Here is a 15,968-nt window from a genome sequence, read left to right as displayed (position 1 = left end):
AGCGCTTGACGGACCCGGGACTCAGCGAAGGATGGGAGCGCTTCCAAGCATCCGCCAATCGAAGGAGCCCCATGCGGTACCGCACAACCTCCCTCGCGGTGGCCGGCGGCCTGCTGCTCGCCGCGGCCGGGGCGGTCCTGTTGCCGACCACGGCACAGGCCGCCGCGGGCTGCCAGGTCACCTACACCACCAACGACTGGACCTCGGGTCCGGGCCAGGGCGGCTTCACCGGCAACCTGACGATCAAGAACCTGGGCGACGCGGTGTCGTCGTGGACGCTCGGCTTCGCGTTCCCGGGCGGCCAGCAGCTCACCCAGGGCTGGTCGGCCAACTGGACGCAGAGCGGCGCCAACGTCACCGCGACCAGCATGTCGTACAACGGATCGCTGGCCACCGGCGCCAGCACCAGCATCGGCTTCAACGGCAGCTGGACCGGCAGCAACCCGAAGCCGGCGGCCTTCACGCTCAACGGGGTCACCTGCAACGGCACCACGACCAGCAGCCCTTCCCCGAGCGCCAGCACCAGCAGCAGCCCCTCGCCGTCGACGTCCACGCCTCCCCAGACGACCGCGCCGAAGCTCAAGGTCAGCGGGAACAAGCTCGTGACGAGCAGCGGGGCGACGTACCGTCTCATCGGGGTCAACCGCTCCGGCGGCGAGTTCGCCTGCATCCAGGGCAACGGGATCTGGGACGGCCCCATGGACCAGGCCTCCATCAACGCGATGCGGACCTGGAAGGTGCGCACCGTCCGGGTACCGCTGAACGAGGAGTGCTGGCTCGGCACCGCCGACGTCCAGGCCGCCTACGGCGGGGCGAACTACCAGAACGCGGTCAAGGCCTACGTGAACCTGCTCGTGGCCAGCGGCATCACCCCGATCGTCGAGATGCACTGGAACTACGGCCAGTACACGGGCCCCTCCGCCGGCTGCTCCGACGTCAAGGCCACCTGCCAGAAGCCGATGCCGGACGCGCAGTACGCCCCCTCGTTCTGGACCGGCGTGGCGAACGCCTTCAAGGGCAACGACGCGGTCATCTTCGACCTGTTCAACGAGCCCTACCCGGAGCGGGCCACCGGCAGCGCGAGCACCGGCTGGGCCTGCTGGCGCGACGGCGGCACCTGCCCCGGCATCACCTACCAGGTGGCCGGCTTCCAGTCGCTGGTCAACGCGGTCCGCGCGACCGGGGCGACAAACGTCATCATGGTCGGCGGGCTGGCGTACTCCAACGACCTCACCCAGTGGCTGCAGTACAAGCCGACCGACCCGCAGAACAACCTCGCCGCGTTCGCGCACATCTACAACTTCAACTCCTGCGCCAACACGTCCTGCTACGACAGCCAGCTGGCGCCGGTGGCCCAGCAGGTACCGCTGTCGCTCACCGAGATCGGCGAGAACGACTGCGCCCACGGCTTCGTCGACACGCTGATGAACTGGGCCGACGCGCACGGCGTGGGCTACCTGGGCTGGACCTGGAACGCCTGGAACTGCTCGTCGGGCCCGTCGCTGATCAGCGACTACAACGGCACCCCGACCGCGTTCGGCCAGGGCATCAAGGACCACTTCGCGGCGGTGTCGTCGTGAGGCGGGCTCTGCTGGCCGGCGCGGCGGCCGTGCTCGCCGCCGTCTCGGCCACGGCCGTCGCGATGGTGCACGCCGAGGCGGCCACCCAGACGCTGCAGTCGCTGGCCGCGGCCAAGGGGAAGTACTTCGGCAGCGCCACCGACAACCCGGAGCTGTCCGACACCGCGTACACCGCCATCCTCGGCGGCGGCGAGTTCGGCCAGACCACCCCGGGCAACTCGATGAAGTGGGACGCGACCGAGCCGACCCGCGGCTCGTTCAGCTTCACCCGCGGCGACGCCGTCGTGGACTTCGCGGCGGCGCACAACATGAAGGTCCGCGGCCACACGCTGGTCTGGCACAGCCAGCTGCCCGGCTGGGTGAGCTCGCTGCCCACCGGCGACGTGCAGGCGGCGATGGAGAACCACATCACCCAGGTGGCCACGCACTACCGCGGCAAGGTCTTCGCCTGGGACGTGGTGAACGAACCGTTCAACGACGACGGCACCCTGCGCACGTCGCCGTTCTCCACCGCGATGGGCGTGGGCTACATCGCCGACGCGCTGCGCACGGCCCGGGCCGCCGACCCGGACGCCAAGCTGTACATCAACGACTACAACACCGACGGCCTGGGCGCCAAGAGCGACGCGATGTACAACCTGGTCAAGTCGCTGCAGGCGCAGGGCGTGCCGATCGACGGCGTGGGCTTCCAGGGCCACCTCGCGATCCAGTACGGCTTCCCGTCGCAGATGCAGCAGAACCTGCAGCGCTTCGCCGACCTCGGCGTCGACGTGGCCATCACCGAGCTGGACGTGCGGATGGTCCTGCCGCGCGACGCGACCAAGGACGCCACCCAGGCGACGTACTACTCCAACGTGGTCAAGGCCTGCGTGGCCGTGACCCGCTGCGTGGGCGTCACCATCTGGGACTACACCGACAAGTACTCGTGGGTCCCCAACACGTTCTCCGGGCAGGGCGCCGCCTTGCCGTGGGACGAGAACCTCGCGAAGAAGCCCACGGCGTACAACGCGATCGTCTCGGCCCTCGGCGGGGTGGTGCCGTCGCCGTCGGGCTCGACCAGCCCGCCGCCGGCCTCGTCCAGCCCGCCGCCTTCGGGTGGGTGCACCGCCGTGTACCAGGTCGTCAACCAATGGAACACCGGCTTCCAGGGCGAGGTGAGCGTCACCGCGCCGGCCGGCAAGACCGGTTGGAAGGTCACGCTGACCTTCGCCAACGGCCAGACGGTCACGCAGCTCTGGAATGGTTCGTACGCCCAGTCCGGATCGACGGTGACGGTGACCAACGTGTCGTGGAACGCCACCCCGCCGGCCACGTTCGGGTTCCTGGCGAACTGGTCCGGCACCAACGCCGCCCCGGCGGTGACCTGCGCGTAACCGCGCCCAGCGGGGCGATGGCACGACCGGGTCGTGCCATCGCCCCGCTTGCTTCGCGTCGTCGGCGACGCCGTTGCCGTGGAGAAGGAACCTGGTTGGCACCGGCGGGGGTCCGCTGGCATGATCATGCGCCGGACGGCGGCCGCCCGGGTCGCCGCCTTGGTCGAGGTGGTGCAGTGGGACTGTTCAAGCGGCGGCCACAGGCTCCGGTCAAGCGGCTCATGGCCGCCGCCGGGCTGCCCACCGCCGGCGGTGAGATACCCGTGGGGGACGTCGTCATGGAGGTGGTGCGCCGCGACAGCGGGCGGGTCGCGGCGACCCTTGCCGTGGCCGAGGACCTGCTCGCCGTGGAGGGTGGCGCGTCGCCTGTCGCGTTGTCGTTTCTCGAGAAGCTTCACAACGCGGCGTCGCACGGGACGGAGGGTCTGCTCACCGTCGAGGAGCTGTTGCCGTTGCGCGGGCCTCGGACGGTGGAAGCCTGGGACATGGTGGACCGGTTCTGGGCCGCCGTCGTGGCCTGGTGCGACGAGCACGGCATGGAGCTAGCTTCGAGTGCGTCGATGCGCGTCGTCTCGCATCCGGGCCTGCGAACGATCACGTGGCCGGCGTTGCGGAGCCTGGCCGACGGGCGGCAGGTGGGCCTCAGCGAGGTGCTGCAGTACGAGCTGGCCACGGGCGTGTCGATGGTCGGCTTCGGGCAGCACCCGGCGACATGACGGGCGGAGCGCTGGAGCCACGAGGCGCCGTAGCGGCGCTCAGGCGCGGCCGCGGACCAGCGGCAGGAAGACCTCGTCGACGATGTCGACCAGCACGTCGTCGGGGACCGAGGGGATGCCGCGCATCGCGTACTCGGCCCGCAGCAGCATCATCGGCGTGGTCGCGACCCGCGGGTGGGCGGCCGCCGGCGGCGCCTCGCCGCGGGCCACGGCGCGTTCGAGCATCGACAGCCAGGCGCGGTCCATGGTGTCCGCGCCCGAGCGCTCGCGCATGAGGCCGAGCAGCGCCGGGTCGTCGGCCGCGGCCGCCAGCAGGCCGCGCAGGATCGCCCCGTGCGGCGAGGACCACGTCTCGTTCGCCCGGCGCAGCATCTCGAGCGCGTCGCCCCGCAGGGTGCCCGTGTCCGGGTGCGGCAGCACGGCGTCGGAGAGGTGGCGGTACGCCGCGATGCCCAGCGCCGCTCGATGCGGCCACCGCCGGTAGATGGCGTTCTTGTTGGTCCCGGCCCGGGCGGCGACCCGGTCCATGGTCATCCCCGCGTAGCCGGACTCGCGCAGCTCCTCCGCGGCCGCGTGCAGGATCGCCCGCTCCAGCTCCTCGCCCCGGCGCCTCGTGCTCATGCCTTGCAGGGTACTCGACGTACCCTATAAGGTACGCGAAGTACCTTACGAGCGAGGAGGGCCAGCACGTGCGCGTGTTCGGCATGAACTACGACACCGGCTTTGTCAGCGCCGGCTCCACGACCCACGAGCCGTGGTACCCGCAGGCCGTGCGGCGCGACCTGCGCGTCATCCGCGACGAGCTGCACTGCGACGCGGTGCGCATCACCGGCGGCGTCCAGGACCGGCTCGAGCTGGCCGCGCGGTTCGCCGCCGAGGCCGGGCTCGAGGTGTGGTACTGCCCGTTCACCAACGGCCTGGACCGCGACGGGCTCATGGCGTTCGTGCTCGACGGCGCCGAGCGGGCCGAGCGACTACGCCGGAGCGGGGCGCCGGTCGTGTACCTCACCGGCTCCGAGATCTCGATGTTCACCGACGGCTTCCTGCCCGGCCGCGACCTGAGCGAGCGCATGGCGCTGTTCTCCGACCCGATGCGCATGCGCGAGGCGGTCCCGGCCGCACGGGCCGCGGTGCGCGACTTCCTCGCCGAGGCCGTGCCCGCGGTGCGGGAGCGGTTCGGCGGGCCGATCGGGTACGCCTCGATCCCGCTGGAGGCCGTCGACTGGGCGCCGTTCGACATCATCGCGAGCGACGCCGGCTACCGCGACGCGTCCAACGCCGCGGCGTTCCCGCAGACCCTGGCGGCGGCGGTGGCGCAGGGCAAGCCGTACGCCGCAACCGAGTTCGGCTGCTGCACGTTCCGCGGCGCGGGGGACGTCGCGGGCGGGGCGGAGCCGGTGACGTACGACGAACACGGCCGCGCCTCGAAGCTCACCCCGGGGCTGGAGCGCGACGAGGAGGGCCAGGCCCGGTACCTGCTGGACCTGCTGCGCGACTACGAGGCCGGCGGCGTGGAGGCGGCGTTCGTGTACACGTTCGCGAACCGGCACCTGCCCACCACCGACGACCCGGAGCACGACTTCGACCTGGCCGCGCGCGGGATCGTGCGGGTGTTGCCGGACGGCTCGTGGACGCCGAAGGCCGCGTTCCACGCCCTGGCCGAGTACGGCCGCACGCGCGCCGGGAGCGTCAGCCGCGGGTGACGGTGAACATGTAGCAGCCGTAGGCGACGTTGCGGCTGTCGACGCGGACCACGGCCGGGTCGGCGAGGATGTCGGCGAGCTCGCCCTCCGGGGCGGTGCCGTCGTGGGTCCGGGTCGCCGGGTGGATCCAGCCGCGCTCGTCGTACGCGCGCAGCACCTGCGGGCGGCCGCGCCAGGCCTGCGGGTAGCCGTCGCCGGACGGGCCGTCGCACGGGGTGGCGTGGGCGAAGACGGCGCCGATCTCGCGGTACGGGCTCGGCGGCAGCAGCGGCTCGTAGCCGAACAGGATCATCTGCTCGCCGGCGACGGCGTCGCGCAGGCAGCAGCGCAGCGGCTCGCCGCCCTCCGCCCCCACCGGCTGGACCGGGTGGCCGGAGACGTCGGTGCCCGAGGCGCGGACGGAGTCGAGGAGGACGGGGTCGATGGCGTGAACGGCGAACATGCTCCAAGCGTGCGGGCCCGGACGGCCGAAAGCTGGCGGGAATCGGGCACGGCATTCGGTACGCGATGATCATGCGCGGCGCGGCGGATGCCCTTAGCGTGGAGGGGGTGGAACGCGTACCCATGGACGAGAACGCCGCCGCGCGGCAGCGCCTGACCGCACTCATCGACGCGCTCGGCGACGAGGGCCTCCGGGCGCCCGTCGCGGCGGGCTGGACGGCGGCGACCGTGCTCGCCGAGCTCGCCTTCTGGGACCGCTGGGCCCGGACGCTCGTGCACCGCTGGCGCGAGGGGCAGCTGCCGCCGCCGAGCATGCCCGGCTGGTACGACGACGCCATCAACCACACGCTGCTGCCGAGCTGGCAGGCGCTGCCCGGGCCGGCCGCCGCACGGCTGGCGCTGGACGCGGCCGAGGAGGCCGACCTCGAGATCCGCCGGGCGGAGACCCCGGTGGTGGCGGCCATCCTCGCGGCCGGCCAGCGCAACCTGCTGCATCGGTACGCTCCGCGCAACGCCGCGCTGGACCGCATCGAACGGGCCGCGAAGGCCTAGGCGGCCGCCTCGCGCAGCCGCCGCTCGGCCGCGGCCGCGTTGCGGTGCAGGCGGATCGTCTCGGCGCTGAGCAGTTCGCGCCCGACCTCGGTGAGGCGGTAGTAGCGGCGCAGCCGCGACGCGACGACCTCCTCACGGTCCACCACGATCAGGCCGTCGGCGCGCAGCCGGTCCAGGATGCCGTACAGGGTGCCCGCCTGCAGGCGCACCCTGCCCTCGGAGATGCGGCGCACGTCGTCCAGCACGCTGTACCCGTGCTGGGCCTCGGCCGCGAGGGCGGTCAGGACCAGGAACGTCGGTTCGCGTAACGGTAAGCCAGTCATACCCATCACTATATAAAGACCATCGATATATACAATCAACCGATCGGCCATGCACTCACGGGGTCACCGCGATGTTGGTCAGGCCGCCCGTGGCGTTGCGCACGGTGTTGGAGGCGTAGACGACGTTGAGATTGCCCGCGCACTTCGAGGTGGAGGTGACGTTGACGGCGTACTTCCCGGCGCCACCCAGATCGGAGACGTTGTCCCGCCACACGTTGCCGCAGCCCGAGCCCGCGACGGGGTTGTGCGTCTCGTAGCCGTTGGCGAACACGCCCGGCGCGGTGAAGGTGCCGGTGTTGCCCTGGACGAGGTAGCCGGTTCCCTTGACGTCGACCCAGGAGTCGGCCGAGTTCTGCCCGGCGATGCCCTGCCCGTCGAACGTGTTGCCGCGGATGACCCCGTCGATGGTGCCCTCCTTGACGTCGATGTGCTCCGCCGCCACGTACGGGCCGATGTGGTTGTCCAGCACCTGCACCCGGTCGGACCGGTCGACGCCGCCGGAGTTGCCGTGGCAGTCCCAGTTGGAGTTGGCCGAGCCGAGGTAGACGCCCTCGCCGTAGGCCGGCTGGACGGTGCCGGTGTGCTCGATCGTCGAGCCGCGGATGACACCGTCCGAAGAGGACCGTCTGAAGTGGACACCCTCGTCGCCGATCTCGTGCACGTACAGGCCGTCGATCGTGACGTGCGGGGAGTTGTCGAGCACGACGCCCTTCTTGGCGTCGAACACCGTGAAGCCGGTGAGGTTCCAGTAGCCGGCGTTGAAGAGCCAGATGCCGTACCCCGGGTCCCAGCCGGGCGTCGGGGCCGGGCACGACGGGCCGGAGCCCGACGGGGACGGGTTGGTGAGGATCGCGGTGCGCGGGCCGGTGAGGGTGATCGGCGCGCTCGCCGTGCCGGCCGTGGTGGCGATGAACGAGCCGTCGTAGGTGCCGGGGGCGAGGCGGATGGTCTGCCCGGGGCGGGCATCGGTCAGCGCCTGGCTCAGCTGGGCGGCCGTCGAGACGTCCACAGTGGACCCGCTGGTCGGCGGCGGGGATGACGGCGGCACCGAGGGCGAGGGAGACGCCGACCGGGACGGGGACGCGGACGGCGAGGGGGACGCGGACGGCGAGGGGGACGCCGACGGCGAGGGGGACGCCGACGAGGCCGACGGTTGCGGCGACGGCGCGCCGCCGGAGCACGGCGCCGCGTTCAGCAGGCACCCTGCCGGCACCGCGGTGCCGCTCACGTTGAACCCGAAGGACACGGACGCGCCGGCCGCGACGGCGCCGTTCCATGACGCGTTCGTGAACTTGTAGTGCTGGCCGGTGACCTGGCGTACCGAATCCCAGGAACTGCTGACCGTGGACCCCGCGGGCAGGTCGAACTCGACCACCCACCCGTTCGCGGCGGCGTCGCCCCGGTTGGCGATCGTGTAGGACGCGCCGTAGCCACTGCCCCACACCGACGTCTGCGCGAACGTCGCGGTGAGCGACGCCGAGGCGGCCGAGGCGAACGGCACGGCCAGGAAGGCCGCGGCGCCGGCGGCCGCGACGGGCAGCATGAGACGGAGGATGCGCATCGACCAGCCCTTCCACAGCGGTGGCCTCCACTGGGGAATTAGTTAACTGTCTTAACAGCAACGGGTCAATGCTTCCGCACCCTTGACTACCGAACGAGGTCGGACGACTACGCTGAGTCCCTGGCTGCAGCGCCAGGATGGTGGAGATCTGGCACTGCGACGCCGCCGGGCTGTACTCCGGGGCCGAGTCCCTGTCCACGGGCGGCGGCGAGGGCGGAGCACCCGGCGGACCCGGCCCGATGCCCAGCGGCGGTCCCGGCGGATTCCCCAGCGGCGCCCCGGCGGCGACGGCTACCTCGCGGTGCTCACGCTGTCCGCCTGAGGCCGCAGGGACAGGCGCAGCAGGGTCTCGGCGCAGGCGTGGACCTGGGCGAGGGAGACGCGCTCGTCGGGGCAGTGGCCGTAGCCCTCGCCGGGGCCGTACTGGACGGCGGGGATGCCGGCGGCGGTGAGCAGGCGCAGGTCGGAGCCGTACGGGGCGCCGACGACCGCGGGCGGCTGGGTGCCGTGGGCCTCGACGTGGGTGTCCAGGAGGCGGCGGACCAGCGTGCTGCCGGAGGGGCAGCGGCCCGAGGCGAACTGGCCGCCCCACCACTCGACCGTGACCGGGTGCTCCTTCAGCCACGGGTCGGCGGCGCAGGCCTCGGCCACCGTGGCCTCGAAGGCGGCCCGGGCGTCGGCCACCGGCTCGTCCAGGGCCACGCCGAAGCGGCCCTCGGCGACCAGGAGGTCGGGGACGGTGGAGGCCCAGTCGCCGGAGCGGACGGTGCCGATCTCCAGCGGGTAGGCGATGTCCCAGCGCGACATCATCGGGTCGACGGAGGCGTTGCGGGAGGCCTCCAGGGCGCGCAGGACCGGGAAGATCAGCTGGAACTTCTCGACCGCGCTCACGCCGGAGGTGCGGGCGCAGGCGTGGGCGGCCCGGCCGGGGACGCGCAGGCGGAAGGTCAGGGCGCCGCCGTTGGCGGCCAGGACGTCGAGCGCGGTGGGCTCGGTGATGACGCAGGCGTCGGCGCGCCAGCCGCGGGCCAGCGCGGCGTAGGTGCCCAGGCCGCCGTCCTCCTCGCCCACCACGGCGGCGAGCAGGAGGTCGCCGGGCGGGGTGGCCCGGCCGCGGTGGATTGCCAGGAACGCCGAGAGGGCCGACACGAAGCCGCCCTTCATGTCGCAGGCGCCCCGGCCGTAGACGTGCTCGCCGTGGACGGCGCCGGACCAGGGGTCGGTGGTCCAGGTGCCCGGGTCGCCCGGCGGGACCACGTCCAGGTGACCGTTCAGCATGAGGCTCGGGGCGTCCGGGTCCCGGCCGGGGAGGCGGGCGACCAGGCCCCAGGCCTCCTCGCGGTCCACCTCCATGCCCGGGAAGCCGGGCTGCGCGGCAAGCTCGGCGACCGGGATCTGCCACAGGTCGAGCTCGACGCCCTCGGCGCGCAGCAGGGCGGCGACGTGGTGGACGATCTCGCTTTCCGCGGCGGTGCCGCCCACACTGGGGATGCGGATCAGGTCGGTGAGGGTGGCGGCCGCCTCGGCGCGGGCGTCGCGCAGGGCGTCGAGGGCGGGCTGCAGATCATGGTTCACGAGGGAAATCTATGACGCTGACGCTCATGTCGTACAACATCAAAACCGGTGGCGACGGGAGACTTCCGGCCATCGGCCGGGTCATCGCGGGCGCCGGGCCCGACGTGGTGGCGCTGCAGGAGCTCAGGGGCGAGCCGGCGCTCGGCGCGGTGACCGGTATGCGGCAGTTCGTGGCGCGGTCGCGGTGGGGGCAGCCGGTCGGGCTGCTGGTCGCGCGGCACCTGCGGGTGCTCGGGGCCGGGCGGGTGCGCCGGCCGTTCCACCACGCGGCGGTGTGGGCGCGGCTGGCCACGCCGGTCGGGGCGCTGACCGTGATCGGGGCGCACCTGTCGCCCTACTGGGGGCGGGTGCGGCGGCTGGAGGCGGGATGGCTGGCCTCGTTCATGCGACGGCACCGGCCCGCGGTACTGCTCGCGGACCTCAACACCCTCGACCCCTACACGGACCACGGGCTGGAGCTGGCGCGGCTGCCGATGCCGTACCGGCGGCGGCACATGCACGGCGCCACGGACAGGCCGGACGTGCGGGCGACGGCGCTGCTGGCCCGGCGGGGGCTCGTCGACGTGTTCCACGCGTGCGGCCGCGGGCAGCCGTGGACGGTGCCGACGACCCGCGGCGGCGGCGCCGAGTTCACCGAGATGCGCCTGGACTACGCGCTGGCCACGCCGGGCGTGGCCGGGCGGTTCACCGAGTGCTACGTCGTGACCGGCGGGGAGGCGGAAGCCGCTTCGGATCATTACCCGCTGGTGGCCCGGGCAGCGTAGAGACCTGCGCGGCGGCGGCCTGGGCGGCGCTGCCGGAGGTGCGCGGGTCGATCTGCTCGCGCTGCTGGGGCTGGCGGCGCTGGCCGCCGAGCGGCGGGTTGGCCACCCAGCGGACGATCGGGCCCTGGCCGGGCTCCGGCAGCCAGCCGATGAAGCGCCTCCACAGCTGCTCGGCGCCGAGCTGCCGCAGATCCTCGGCGGCGTCGGCCACCCGCAGGGCCATGAGGGTGCGAAGCTCCGCCGGACTGTCGGCGTACTCGGCGACGAGCTGGCCGCGCTTCGCGGCGCACGGCCATGGCTCGGCACATCCCGTGCACCGCCACGTGGGCCGGCCCGGGATGTGCGCCTGCGTCACCCCAGGCTCCCGGGCCGCGCGACCTCGAGGCGTCGCATGGCGTAGACGAGCACCGAGTTGCGGGCCGACACGTACTGGTCACACGGCCACGGCTGGCCGCAGTCGCGGCACAGCTCGCCGCGCTTGAGCTTCGCGGCCAGCCAGGAGCGGGGGCGCGGCTGGTGCCGGCGGCGCTGGCGGACGAGGTCGGGCAGCTCCATAGCGGTTCCTTAGTTCGCCGTGGTGGGACGGTGGAACGGCTCCATCTCCGCCGGCGGCCGGGGCCTGGTGAGGCGGAGCGTGGTGTGCAGCACGTGCTGGTGCGCGCTGAGGTGCGGGGCCGGGTGGTGCGGGCGCCGCCGGGCGCCCTTGCTGCGGTACATGGCCGCGTCCGCCCGGTGGATCGCGTCGGCGAGGTGGGCGTCGGGCTCGACGGGGACGAGTCCGACGGACACGCTGACGGTGATGACCTGGCCGCCCAGCCGCATCGGCGCGGCGAGCGCCACCGCGAGCCGGTCGGCCTGCTCCTGCGGACTGCCGGGACGGCCGGCGAGCAGGCCGGCGAACTCGTCGCCGCCCAGCCGCGCCACCAGCCCCGAGCCGGCGATGTCGGACAGGCGGCGGGCGGTCGTCACGAGCACCTCGTCGCCGGCCGAGTGACCGAACGCGTCGTTGATCTGCTTGAACCCGTCGACGTCGAGGACAACGGCGACGAGCGGGTGCCGGGTGCCGTCCGCGACGAGCTCGGTGCCCCGCTGATAGAAGGCCCGCCGGTTCGGCAGGCCGGTGAGCGGGTCGTGACTGGCCGCGTGCCGCTCGACGGCGAGCTCCCCGGCCAGCCGTTCGGCCAGCCGCTCCGCCCGGTCGGCGTGCCGCTCCGCGCGGCGCGCGCGCATATAGAGAGGAACGGTCGTGCACGCCCCGGCCACCACGGCCACACCGGCCAGGAAGGCGAGGGGGTCCATGCGCGTGTCCTCTCCATAGATCGCAGCTGGGGAAGCCGCCCGATCATTTGGGAGCGAACGTCCGGTTTTGATCACGAACTGTGAGCAACCCCTGACATCCGCACATGCGCTAGCATGCGCTTTATCGGCTGCAGACGCAAGAGCCGATGCACGTGCAGACGCCGTTCGCTTGGTGAACTTTCAACCAAGGGTCTCAGAGAGATGTCGATGGAGCAGACGTACAACGGGATGCCGGCCGGCCACCTGACGGGTGTGACCTGGCAGAAGAGCCGCCGCAGCAACCCCAGCGGCAACTGTGTCGAGCTGGCCCGCCTTGCCGACGGGGCCGGCTTCGCCATGCGGAACTCGCGCGACCCCGAGGGGCCCGCGCTGATCTATACGTACGAGGAGATCGCCGCGTTCCTGGGCGGCGCCCGTGACGGCGACTTCGACAATCTGTTGAGTGAGTAACGAGACCGAAAAGACGAGCAGGCTCGCCCCCCGCCCGTAGAAGCGAGCCCACTCCCGCTTACTGTCGGGTCATGGCATGCTTACTCCGGCGTCGCGCGGGAAGACACACGACACACCGGAGGCAAGCACGGTGACGACCGGTCTCACTGAAGGTGGCGCGTCCGGAGGCCCCACGGTCCTCCGGATGCTCCTGGGCGCGCACCTCAGGCGCCTGCGCGAGGCCCAGGGCGTCTCCCGCGAGGACGCCGGCTGGGAGATCCGCTCCTCGGAGTCGAAGATCAGCCGGATGGAGCTCGGCCGGGTCGGCTTCAAGGAGCGCGACGTCGCCGACCTGCTGACCCTCTACGGCGTGGACGACCCGGAGGAGCGCAACCGCCTGCTGGCGCTGGCCCGCGACGCCAACAACCCCGGCTGGTGGCACCGCTTCGGCGACGTGCTGCCCGGCTGGTTCCAGTCCTACCTCGGGCTCGAGGCGGCCGCCTCGCTGATCCGCACCTACGAGGTGCAGTTCGTGCCGGGGCTGCTGCAGACGCAGGAGTACGCCCGCTCGGTCGTCCTGCTCGGCCACGGCCGGGCCAAGGAGGACGAGATCGAGCGCCGGGTCGAGCTGCGCATGCAGCGCCAGCAGGTCCTGACCCGCCCCGACGCGCCCCGGCTGTGGGTGGTCGTCGACGAGGCCGCGCTGCGCCGCCCGATCGGTGGCCTGGACATCATGCGCGGCCAGATCGAGGCCCTGCTGGAGGCCAACACCAGCCTGCCCAACGTGCGGCTGCAGGTGATCCCGTTCAACGCCGGCGGGCACGCCGCGGCGGGCGGCGCGTTCACGATCCTGCGTTTCCCCGACGAGGACCTGCCCGACGTGGTCTACATCGAGCAGCTCACCTCGGCGCTGTACCTCGACAAGCGCGACGACGTCGACCTGTACGCCGAGGCCATGGAGCGCCTGTGCGTGGAGGCCCGGCCGCCGACGGAGACCTCCAAGGTCCTGGAGGAGATCCGCAAGGACCTCAACTGACCCGGCCGAGCCGCGCGTAGGCGCCCGGGGTCACGCCCAGGTGGCGCTTGAAGTGCCGGTGCAGGTGGGCCTGGTCGTGGAAGCCGGCCTCGGCCGCCACGTCCGCCGGGCGCCGGCCGGCCAGCAGCAGGCGGCGGGCCTGGTCGATGCGGCGGCTGACGAGGTACCGGTGCGGCGGCAGCCCGAAGGTGGCCGTGAACGCCCGCACGAGATGCCCGGGATGACTGCCCAGCAGGGCGCCCGCGTCGCGCAGCGTGATCCCCGCCGCGGTGTTCGCGTCCAGCAGGTCGCGCAGCTCGTCGGCGAGGCGCCGGGGTCGCGGTACCGCCGAAGCCACGAAATGGCGGTCCAGGTGCTCGCGCAGGCGGCCGCGGATCAGCGCCAGCCGGCTCTCGGCCTCCAGCTCGTCGCCGGGGTGGTCCAGGGCCTGGTGCAGCTGGTGGATGCGCAGCCGCAGCAGCGGGTCGTCGAGGCCGGGGGCGTCCACCGCCGCGCCCGACAGGGTCGCGGGCAGGACGGCGGCGTCGAGGTACACCACGCGCTTGCGGAAGCCGTGCGTGGTCGCCGCGCGGCCGTCGTGCGGGACGCCCGGCGGCAGGATCGTGACGCTGGCCGCGCCCGAGGCGCCCCGGTGGTGGCGGTCCAGGTCGAAGCGGATGGCGCCGTCGTCGACGATGAGCACGGCCCAGGCGTCGTGCACGTGGACCGGGTAGGCGTGGTCGACGAAGTGGGCGTGGAAGACCTCGGCGACGCCTGGCACCCGCGGGCGCCAGGCCGTGACCAGCTCCGACGCCATGCGAACAACGTACAAGCCACCCGCCCGCGACCGGCACAGGGTGGAGGCATGAACTTCCCCACCAAGATCGCCGTGCTGCTGCGCGACGACCTGGCCGTCTGGCAGCGGCTCAACGTCACCGCGTTCGTGGTCAGCGGCATCGCGGGCACCCGGCCCGACCTGCTCGGCGAGGACTACGCCGACGCCGACGGCACCCGGTACCTGCCGATGCTCGGCCAGCCGGTGCTCGTGTTCGAGGGCGGCGCCGAGGTGCTCGCCGCGGCACACGGGCGGGCCGTGCAGCGCGGCGCCGCCTGTGCAGTTTTCACCGACGAGCTGTTCAAGACCGGCAACGACGCCGACAACCGGGCCGCGGTGCGGTCCGTGGCCAGGGCCGACCTGAGCCTGGCCGGGCTCGCGGTGCACGGGCCGAAGAACGCCGTTGACAAGATCCTCAAGGGCGCCCGGCTGCATGGTTAGATTCCGGCGGATGCCCGCCCGAATCGAGGAGCGCACATGGCCGGACCCTCGCGCATCACCGTGCCGTTCGAGGGCGATGGGGCCGGCCGCGGCCCGCTGTCCTGGGGCCAGATCGAGAGCTGGCACGCCGTGCGGAGCCTCGGGCACTGGATGCCGCTCGGGGGCGCGCTGCCGGTGCCGCCCGGCACGACGGTCGACGACCTCGTCGGCGAGCTGCGGTTCCATCTGCACCGGTACGTCACGCTGCGCACCCGCCTGCACCTGTCCCCCGGCGCCGAGCCGGAGCAGGAGGTCCACGCGTCGGGCGAGCTGGAGGTCGAGCTCATCGAGGGGGCCGACCCGGAGGCGGTGGCCGAGCGGTACCGCGGCCGGCCCTTGAACTTCGCCACCGAATGGCCGATCCGGGCCGCGATCGTGACCCGCGACGGCGTCCCGTCCCACCTGGTGGTCCTCGTGTCGCACTTCGCCACGGACGCCGCCGGTGCCCGCACCATGCTGCAGGAGGTCGCCGAGCGCCCGTCCGCGCCGGTCACCGGCCTCGATCCCCTGGCGCAGGCGGCGTGGCAGGCCTCGGCGGCCGGGCGGCGGCAGAACGCCGGGGCGATGCGCCACTTCGAGGCCGTGCTGCGGGCCATGCCGGCGCAGCGGTTCGACTCCCCGGTCGTGGCGCGCTCGCCGCGGTACTGGCGGGCCCGGTTCGACTCGGCGGCGCTGCCCCTGGCCATGCGGGCGCTCACCGCGCGGCTCGACGTCGACCCGGCGGTCACGCTGCTGGCCGTGTTCGCCGCCGCGGTGCACGAGACCGCCGGGCGCAACCCGGTCGTGGTGCGGCCGCTGGTCAGCAACCGCTTCCGGGCCGGGCTGGACGGCATGGTGTGCACCGCCGTGCAGGCGAGCCTCGCGCTCATCGACTGCGAGGGCGGCATCGAGGACGTCGTGGAGCGCAGCCGGAGGGCCGCGCTGACCGCGTTCAAGCACGGGTACTTCGACCAGCGCGACCTGTGGGCCCTGCGGGACCGGGTCGCGGCCGAGCGGGGCGAGCCGCTGGAGATCGGCTGCTTCCTCAACGACCGGCGCGGCCCGGTGCCGATGGACTCCCCCGGCGCCGAGGAGATCGACGCGGCGCTGCCCTCGTCCCGGCTCGCCTGGATCACCCGGCAGGACCACCCCGGCCTGGAGCCGCTCATCCTCGACGTCGAGGACGACCCGGACAGCCCCGGCGCGCTGCGCTGCACCGCCCACACCGACACCGCCGTGCTCGCCCCGCGCGACGCCGAGCGGATCCTGTGGAACATGGAGGCGCTCGCGGTGTCCTTCGCGCACCCGGCCCGTTCGTCCATAGGGTGAAGCCGTACTTCCCC

19 protein-coding genes are annotated in these 15,968 nt (G+C 72.9%); 10 read left to right on the top strand and 9 right to left on the bottom strand.

Annotated elements, in window-relative coordinates; all coding sequences use genetic code 11:
• Positions 1 to 71 precede the first annotated feature (71 nt).
• The 3 genes from ABD352_RS55870 to ABD352_RS55860 all read left to right on the top strand — a co-directional run bounded on the left by ABD352_RS55870 (position 72) and on the right by ABD352_RS55860 (position 3,669).
• A complete protein-coding gene (locus tag ABD352_RS55870; protein WP_344620849.1) occupies positions 72 to 1,580 on the top strand; it encodes a cellulase family glycosylhydrolase in 1,509 nt (502 codons plus the stop codon).
• A complete protein-coding gene (locus tag ABD352_RS55865) occupies positions 1,577 to 2,953 on the top strand; it encodes a glycoside hydrolase family 10 protein (protein ID WP_344620848.1) in 1,377 nt (458 codons plus the stop codon). The genes ABD352_RS55870 and ABD352_RS55865 overlap by 4 nt, the downstream gene beginning before the upstream one ends.
• Before the next feature lie 176 nt (positions 2,954 to 3,129).
• A complete protein-coding gene (locus tag ABD352_RS55860; protein WP_344620847.1) occupies positions 3,130 to 3,669 on the top strand; it encodes a hypothetical protein in 540 nt (179 codons plus the stop codon).
• Positions 3,670 to 3,708: 39 nt separating this feature from the next.
• On the opposite strand, the gene ABD352_RS55855 is transcribed toward ABD352_RS55860, so the two are convergent.
• Entirely contained in the window at positions 3,709 to 4,290 is a 582-nt protein-coding gene (locus ABD352_RS55855; protein WP_344620846.1) for a TetR/AcrR family transcriptional regulator, read from the bottom strand.
• Between the two features lie 68 nt (positions 4,291 to 4,358).
• Between ABD352_RS55855 and ABD352_RS55850 the strand changes: the two genes are divergently transcribed.
• Positions 4,359 to 5,372 (top strand): glycoside hydrolase family 113 protein, encoded by a 1,014-nt coding sequence (locus tag ABD352_RS55850; RefSeq protein ID WP_344620845.1) that lies wholly within the window; start codon positions 4,359 to 4,361, stop codon positions 5,370 to 5,372.
• On the opposite strand, the gene ABD352_RS55845 is transcribed toward ABD352_RS55850, so the two are convergent.
• On the bottom strand, positions 5,359 to 5,814 hold the full coding sequence (locus ABD352_RS55845) for a DUF1203 domain-containing protein (protein WP_344620844.1): 456 nt from the start codon (positions 5,812 to 5,814) through the stop codon (positions 5,359 to 5,361). The two genes, ABD352_RS55850 and ABD352_RS55845, sit on opposite strands and share 14 nt — an antisense overlap.
• Positions 5,815 to 5,921: 107 nt before the next feature.
• Here ABD352_RS55845 and ABD352_RS55840 point away from each other — a divergent pair, with 107 nt between their 5' ends.
• Positions 5,922 to 6,365 (top strand): hypothetical protein, encoded by a 444-nt coding sequence (locus ABD352_RS55840; RefSeq protein ID WP_344620843.1) that lies wholly within the window; start codon positions 5,922 to 5,924, stop codon positions 6,363 to 6,365.
• On the opposite strand, the gene ABD352_RS55835 is transcribed toward ABD352_RS55840, so the two are convergent.
• The 3 genes from ABD352_RS55835 to ABD352_RS55825 all read right to left on the bottom strand — a co-directional run bounded on the left by ABD352_RS55835 (position 6,362) and on the right by ABD352_RS55825 (position 9,824).
• Positions 6,362 to 6,688, bottom strand: coding sequence for a PadR family transcriptional regulator (locus ABD352_RS55835; RefSeq protein ID WP_344620842.1), 327 nt, complete (start codon positions 6,686 to 6,688; stop codon positions 6,362 to 6,364). The two genes, ABD352_RS55840 and ABD352_RS55835, sit on opposite strands and share 4 nt — an antisense overlap.
• 55 nt (positions 6,689 to 6,743) lie before the next feature.
• The gene (locus tag ABD352_RS55830) at positions 6,744 to 8,249 is read right to left on the bottom strand and encodes a cellulose binding domain-containing protein (protein WP_344620841.1); all 1,506 of its coding nucleotides are present in this window, start codon (positions 8,247 to 8,249) and stop codon (positions 6,744 to 6,746) included.
• Between the two features lie 291 nt (positions 8,250 to 8,540).
• On the bottom strand, positions 8,541 to 9,824 hold the full coding sequence (locus ABD352_RS55825; RefSeq protein WP_344620840.1) for an ArgE/DapE family deacylase: 1,284 nt from the start codon (positions 9,822 to 9,824) through the stop codon (positions 8,541 to 8,543).
• A gap of 11 nt (positions 9,825 to 9,835) precedes the next feature.
• Between ABD352_RS55825 and ABD352_RS55820 the strand changes: the two genes are divergently transcribed.
• Entirely contained in the window at positions 9,836 to 10,588 is a 753-nt protein-coding gene (locus ABD352_RS55820) for an endonuclease/exonuclease/phosphatase family protein (RefSeq protein ID WP_344620839.1), read from the top strand.
• Here the strand turns inward: ABD352_RS55820 and ABD352_RS55815 are convergent.
• Genes ABD352_RS55815 through ABD352_RS55805 form a run of 3 tightly spaced genes read right to left on the bottom strand, consistent with a single transcriptional unit; the run spans position 10,509 to position 11,887 of the window.
• Positions 10,509 to 10,943, bottom strand: coding sequence for a hypothetical protein (locus tag ABD352_RS55815; protein WP_344620838.1), 435 nt, complete (start codon positions 10,941 to 10,943; stop codon positions 10,509 to 10,511). The genes ABD352_RS55820 and ABD352_RS55815 overlap by 80 nt on opposite strands.
• Positions 10,940 to 11,143 (bottom strand): hypothetical protein, encoded by a 204-nt coding sequence (locus tag ABD352_RS55810; RefSeq protein ID WP_344620837.1) that lies wholly within the window; start codon positions 11,141 to 11,143, stop codon positions 10,940 to 10,942. The genes ABD352_RS55815 and ABD352_RS55810 overlap by 4 nt, the downstream gene beginning before the upstream one ends.
• Before the next feature lie 9 nt (positions 11,144 to 11,152).
• Entirely contained in the window at positions 11,153 to 11,887 is a 735-nt protein-coding gene (locus ABD352_RS55805) for a GGDEF domain-containing protein (protein WP_344620836.1), read from the bottom strand.
• A gap of 207 nt (positions 11,888 to 12,094) precedes the next feature.
• Between ABD352_RS55805 and ABD352_RS55800 the strand changes: the two genes are divergently transcribed.
• A complete protein-coding gene (locus ABD352_RS55800) occupies positions 12,095 to 12,337 on the top strand; it encodes a DUF397 domain-containing protein (RefSeq protein ID WP_344620835.1) in 243 nt (80 codons plus the stop codon).
• Positions 12,338 to 12,467: 130 nt separating this feature from the next.
• Positions 12,468 to 13,352 (top strand): helix-turn-helix domain-containing protein, encoded by an 885-nt coding sequence (locus tag ABD352_RS55795; RefSeq protein WP_425554007.1) that lies wholly within the window; start codon positions 12,468 to 12,470, stop codon positions 13,350 to 13,352.
• On the opposite strand, the gene ABD352_RS55790 is transcribed toward ABD352_RS55795, so the two are convergent.
• Positions 13,345 to 14,148, bottom strand: a complete 804-nt coding sequence (locus tag ABD352_RS55790) for a helix-turn-helix transcriptional regulator (protein WP_344620833.1) — start codon at positions 14,146 to 14,148, stop codon at positions 13,345 to 13,347. The genes ABD352_RS55795 and ABD352_RS55790 overlap by 8 nt on opposite strands.
• A 48-nt stretch (positions 14,149 to 14,196) precedes the next feature.
• Here ABD352_RS55790 and ABD352_RS55785 point away from each other — a divergent pair, with 48 nt between their 5' ends.
• Both ABD352_RS55785 and ABD352_RS55780 read left to right on the top strand, forming a co-directional pair.
• Positions 14,197 to 14,607: a DUF2000 family protein gene (locus ABD352_RS55785; protein WP_344620832.1), complete on the top strand. Its 411-nt coding sequence runs from the start codon at positions 14,197 to 14,199 to the stop codon at positions 14,605 to 14,607.
• A gap of 36 nt (positions 14,608 to 14,643) precedes the next feature.
• Positions 14,644 to 15,954 carry a condensation domain-containing protein gene (locus ABD352_RS55780; RefSeq protein ID WP_344620831.1) on the top strand — a complete coding sequence of 437 codons (1,311 nt, stop codon included), beginning with the start codon at positions 14,644 to 14,646 and terminating at the stop codon, positions 15,952 to 15,954.
• Positions 15,955 to 15,968: the final 14 nt, after the last annotated feature.

Source organism: Dactylosporangium salmoneum, from assembly GCF_039532525.1.
Lineage (GTDB): Bacteria > Actinomycetota > Actinomycetes > Mycobacteriales > Micromonosporaceae > Dactylosporangium > Dactylosporangium salmoneum.
This window is presented reverse-complemented; position numbering and strand designations above follow the sequence as displayed.

What these genes read in the sequence shown, in the direction of transcription:
- ABD352_RS55835 (WP_344620842.1), bottom strand. Translation starts at nt 6,688, where the DNA reads ATGACTGGCTTACCGTTACGCGAACCGACGTTCCTGGTCCTGACCGCC.
- ABD352_RS55785 (WP_344620832.1), top strand. Translation starts at nt 14,197, where the DNA reads ATGAACTTCCCCACCAAGATCGCCGTGCTGCTGCGCGACGACCTGGCC.
- ABD352_RS55845 (WP_344620844.1), bottom strand. Translation starts at nt 5,814, where the DNA reads ATGTTCGCCGTTCACGCCATCGACCCCGTCCTCCTCGACTCCGTCCGC.
- ABD352_RS55870 (WP_344620849.1), top strand. Translation starts at nt 72, where the DNA reads ATGCGGTACCGCACAACCTCCCTCGCGGTGGCCGGCGGCCTGCTGCTC.
- ABD352_RS55790 (WP_344620833.1), bottom strand. Translation starts at nt 14,148, where the DNA reads ATGGCGTCGGAGCTGGTCACGGCCTGGCGCCCGCGGGTGCCAGGCGTC.
- ABD352_RS55830 (WP_344620841.1), bottom strand. Translation starts at nt 8,249, where the DNA reads ATGCGCATCCTCCGTCTCATGCTGCCCGTCGCGGCCGCCGGCGCCGCG.
- ABD352_RS55800 (WP_344620835.1), top strand. Translation starts at nt 12,095, where the DNA reads ATGGAGCAGACGTACAACGGGATGCCGGCCGGCCACCTGACGGGTGTG.
- ABD352_RS55820 (WP_344620839.1), top strand. Translation starts at nt 9,836, where the DNA reads ATGACGCTGACGCTCATGTCGTACAACATCAAAACCGGTGGCGACGGG.
- ABD352_RS55805 (WP_344620836.1), bottom strand. Translation starts at nt 11,887, where the DNA reads ATGGACCCCCTCGCCTTCCTGGCCGGTGTGGCCGTGGTGGCCGGGGCG.
- ABD352_RS55810 (WP_344620837.1), bottom strand. Translation starts at nt 11,143, where the DNA reads ATGGAGCTGCCCGACCTCGTCCGCCAGCGCCGCCGGCACCAGCCGCGC.
- ABD352_RS55780 (WP_344620831.1), top strand. Translation starts at nt 14,644, where the DNA reads ATGGCCGGACCCTCGCGCATCACCGTGCCGTTCGAGGGCGATGGGGCC.
- ABD352_RS55855 (WP_344620846.1), bottom strand. Translation starts at nt 4,290, where the DNA reads ATGAGCACGAGGCGCCGGGGCGAGGAGCTGGAGCGGGCGATCCTGCAC.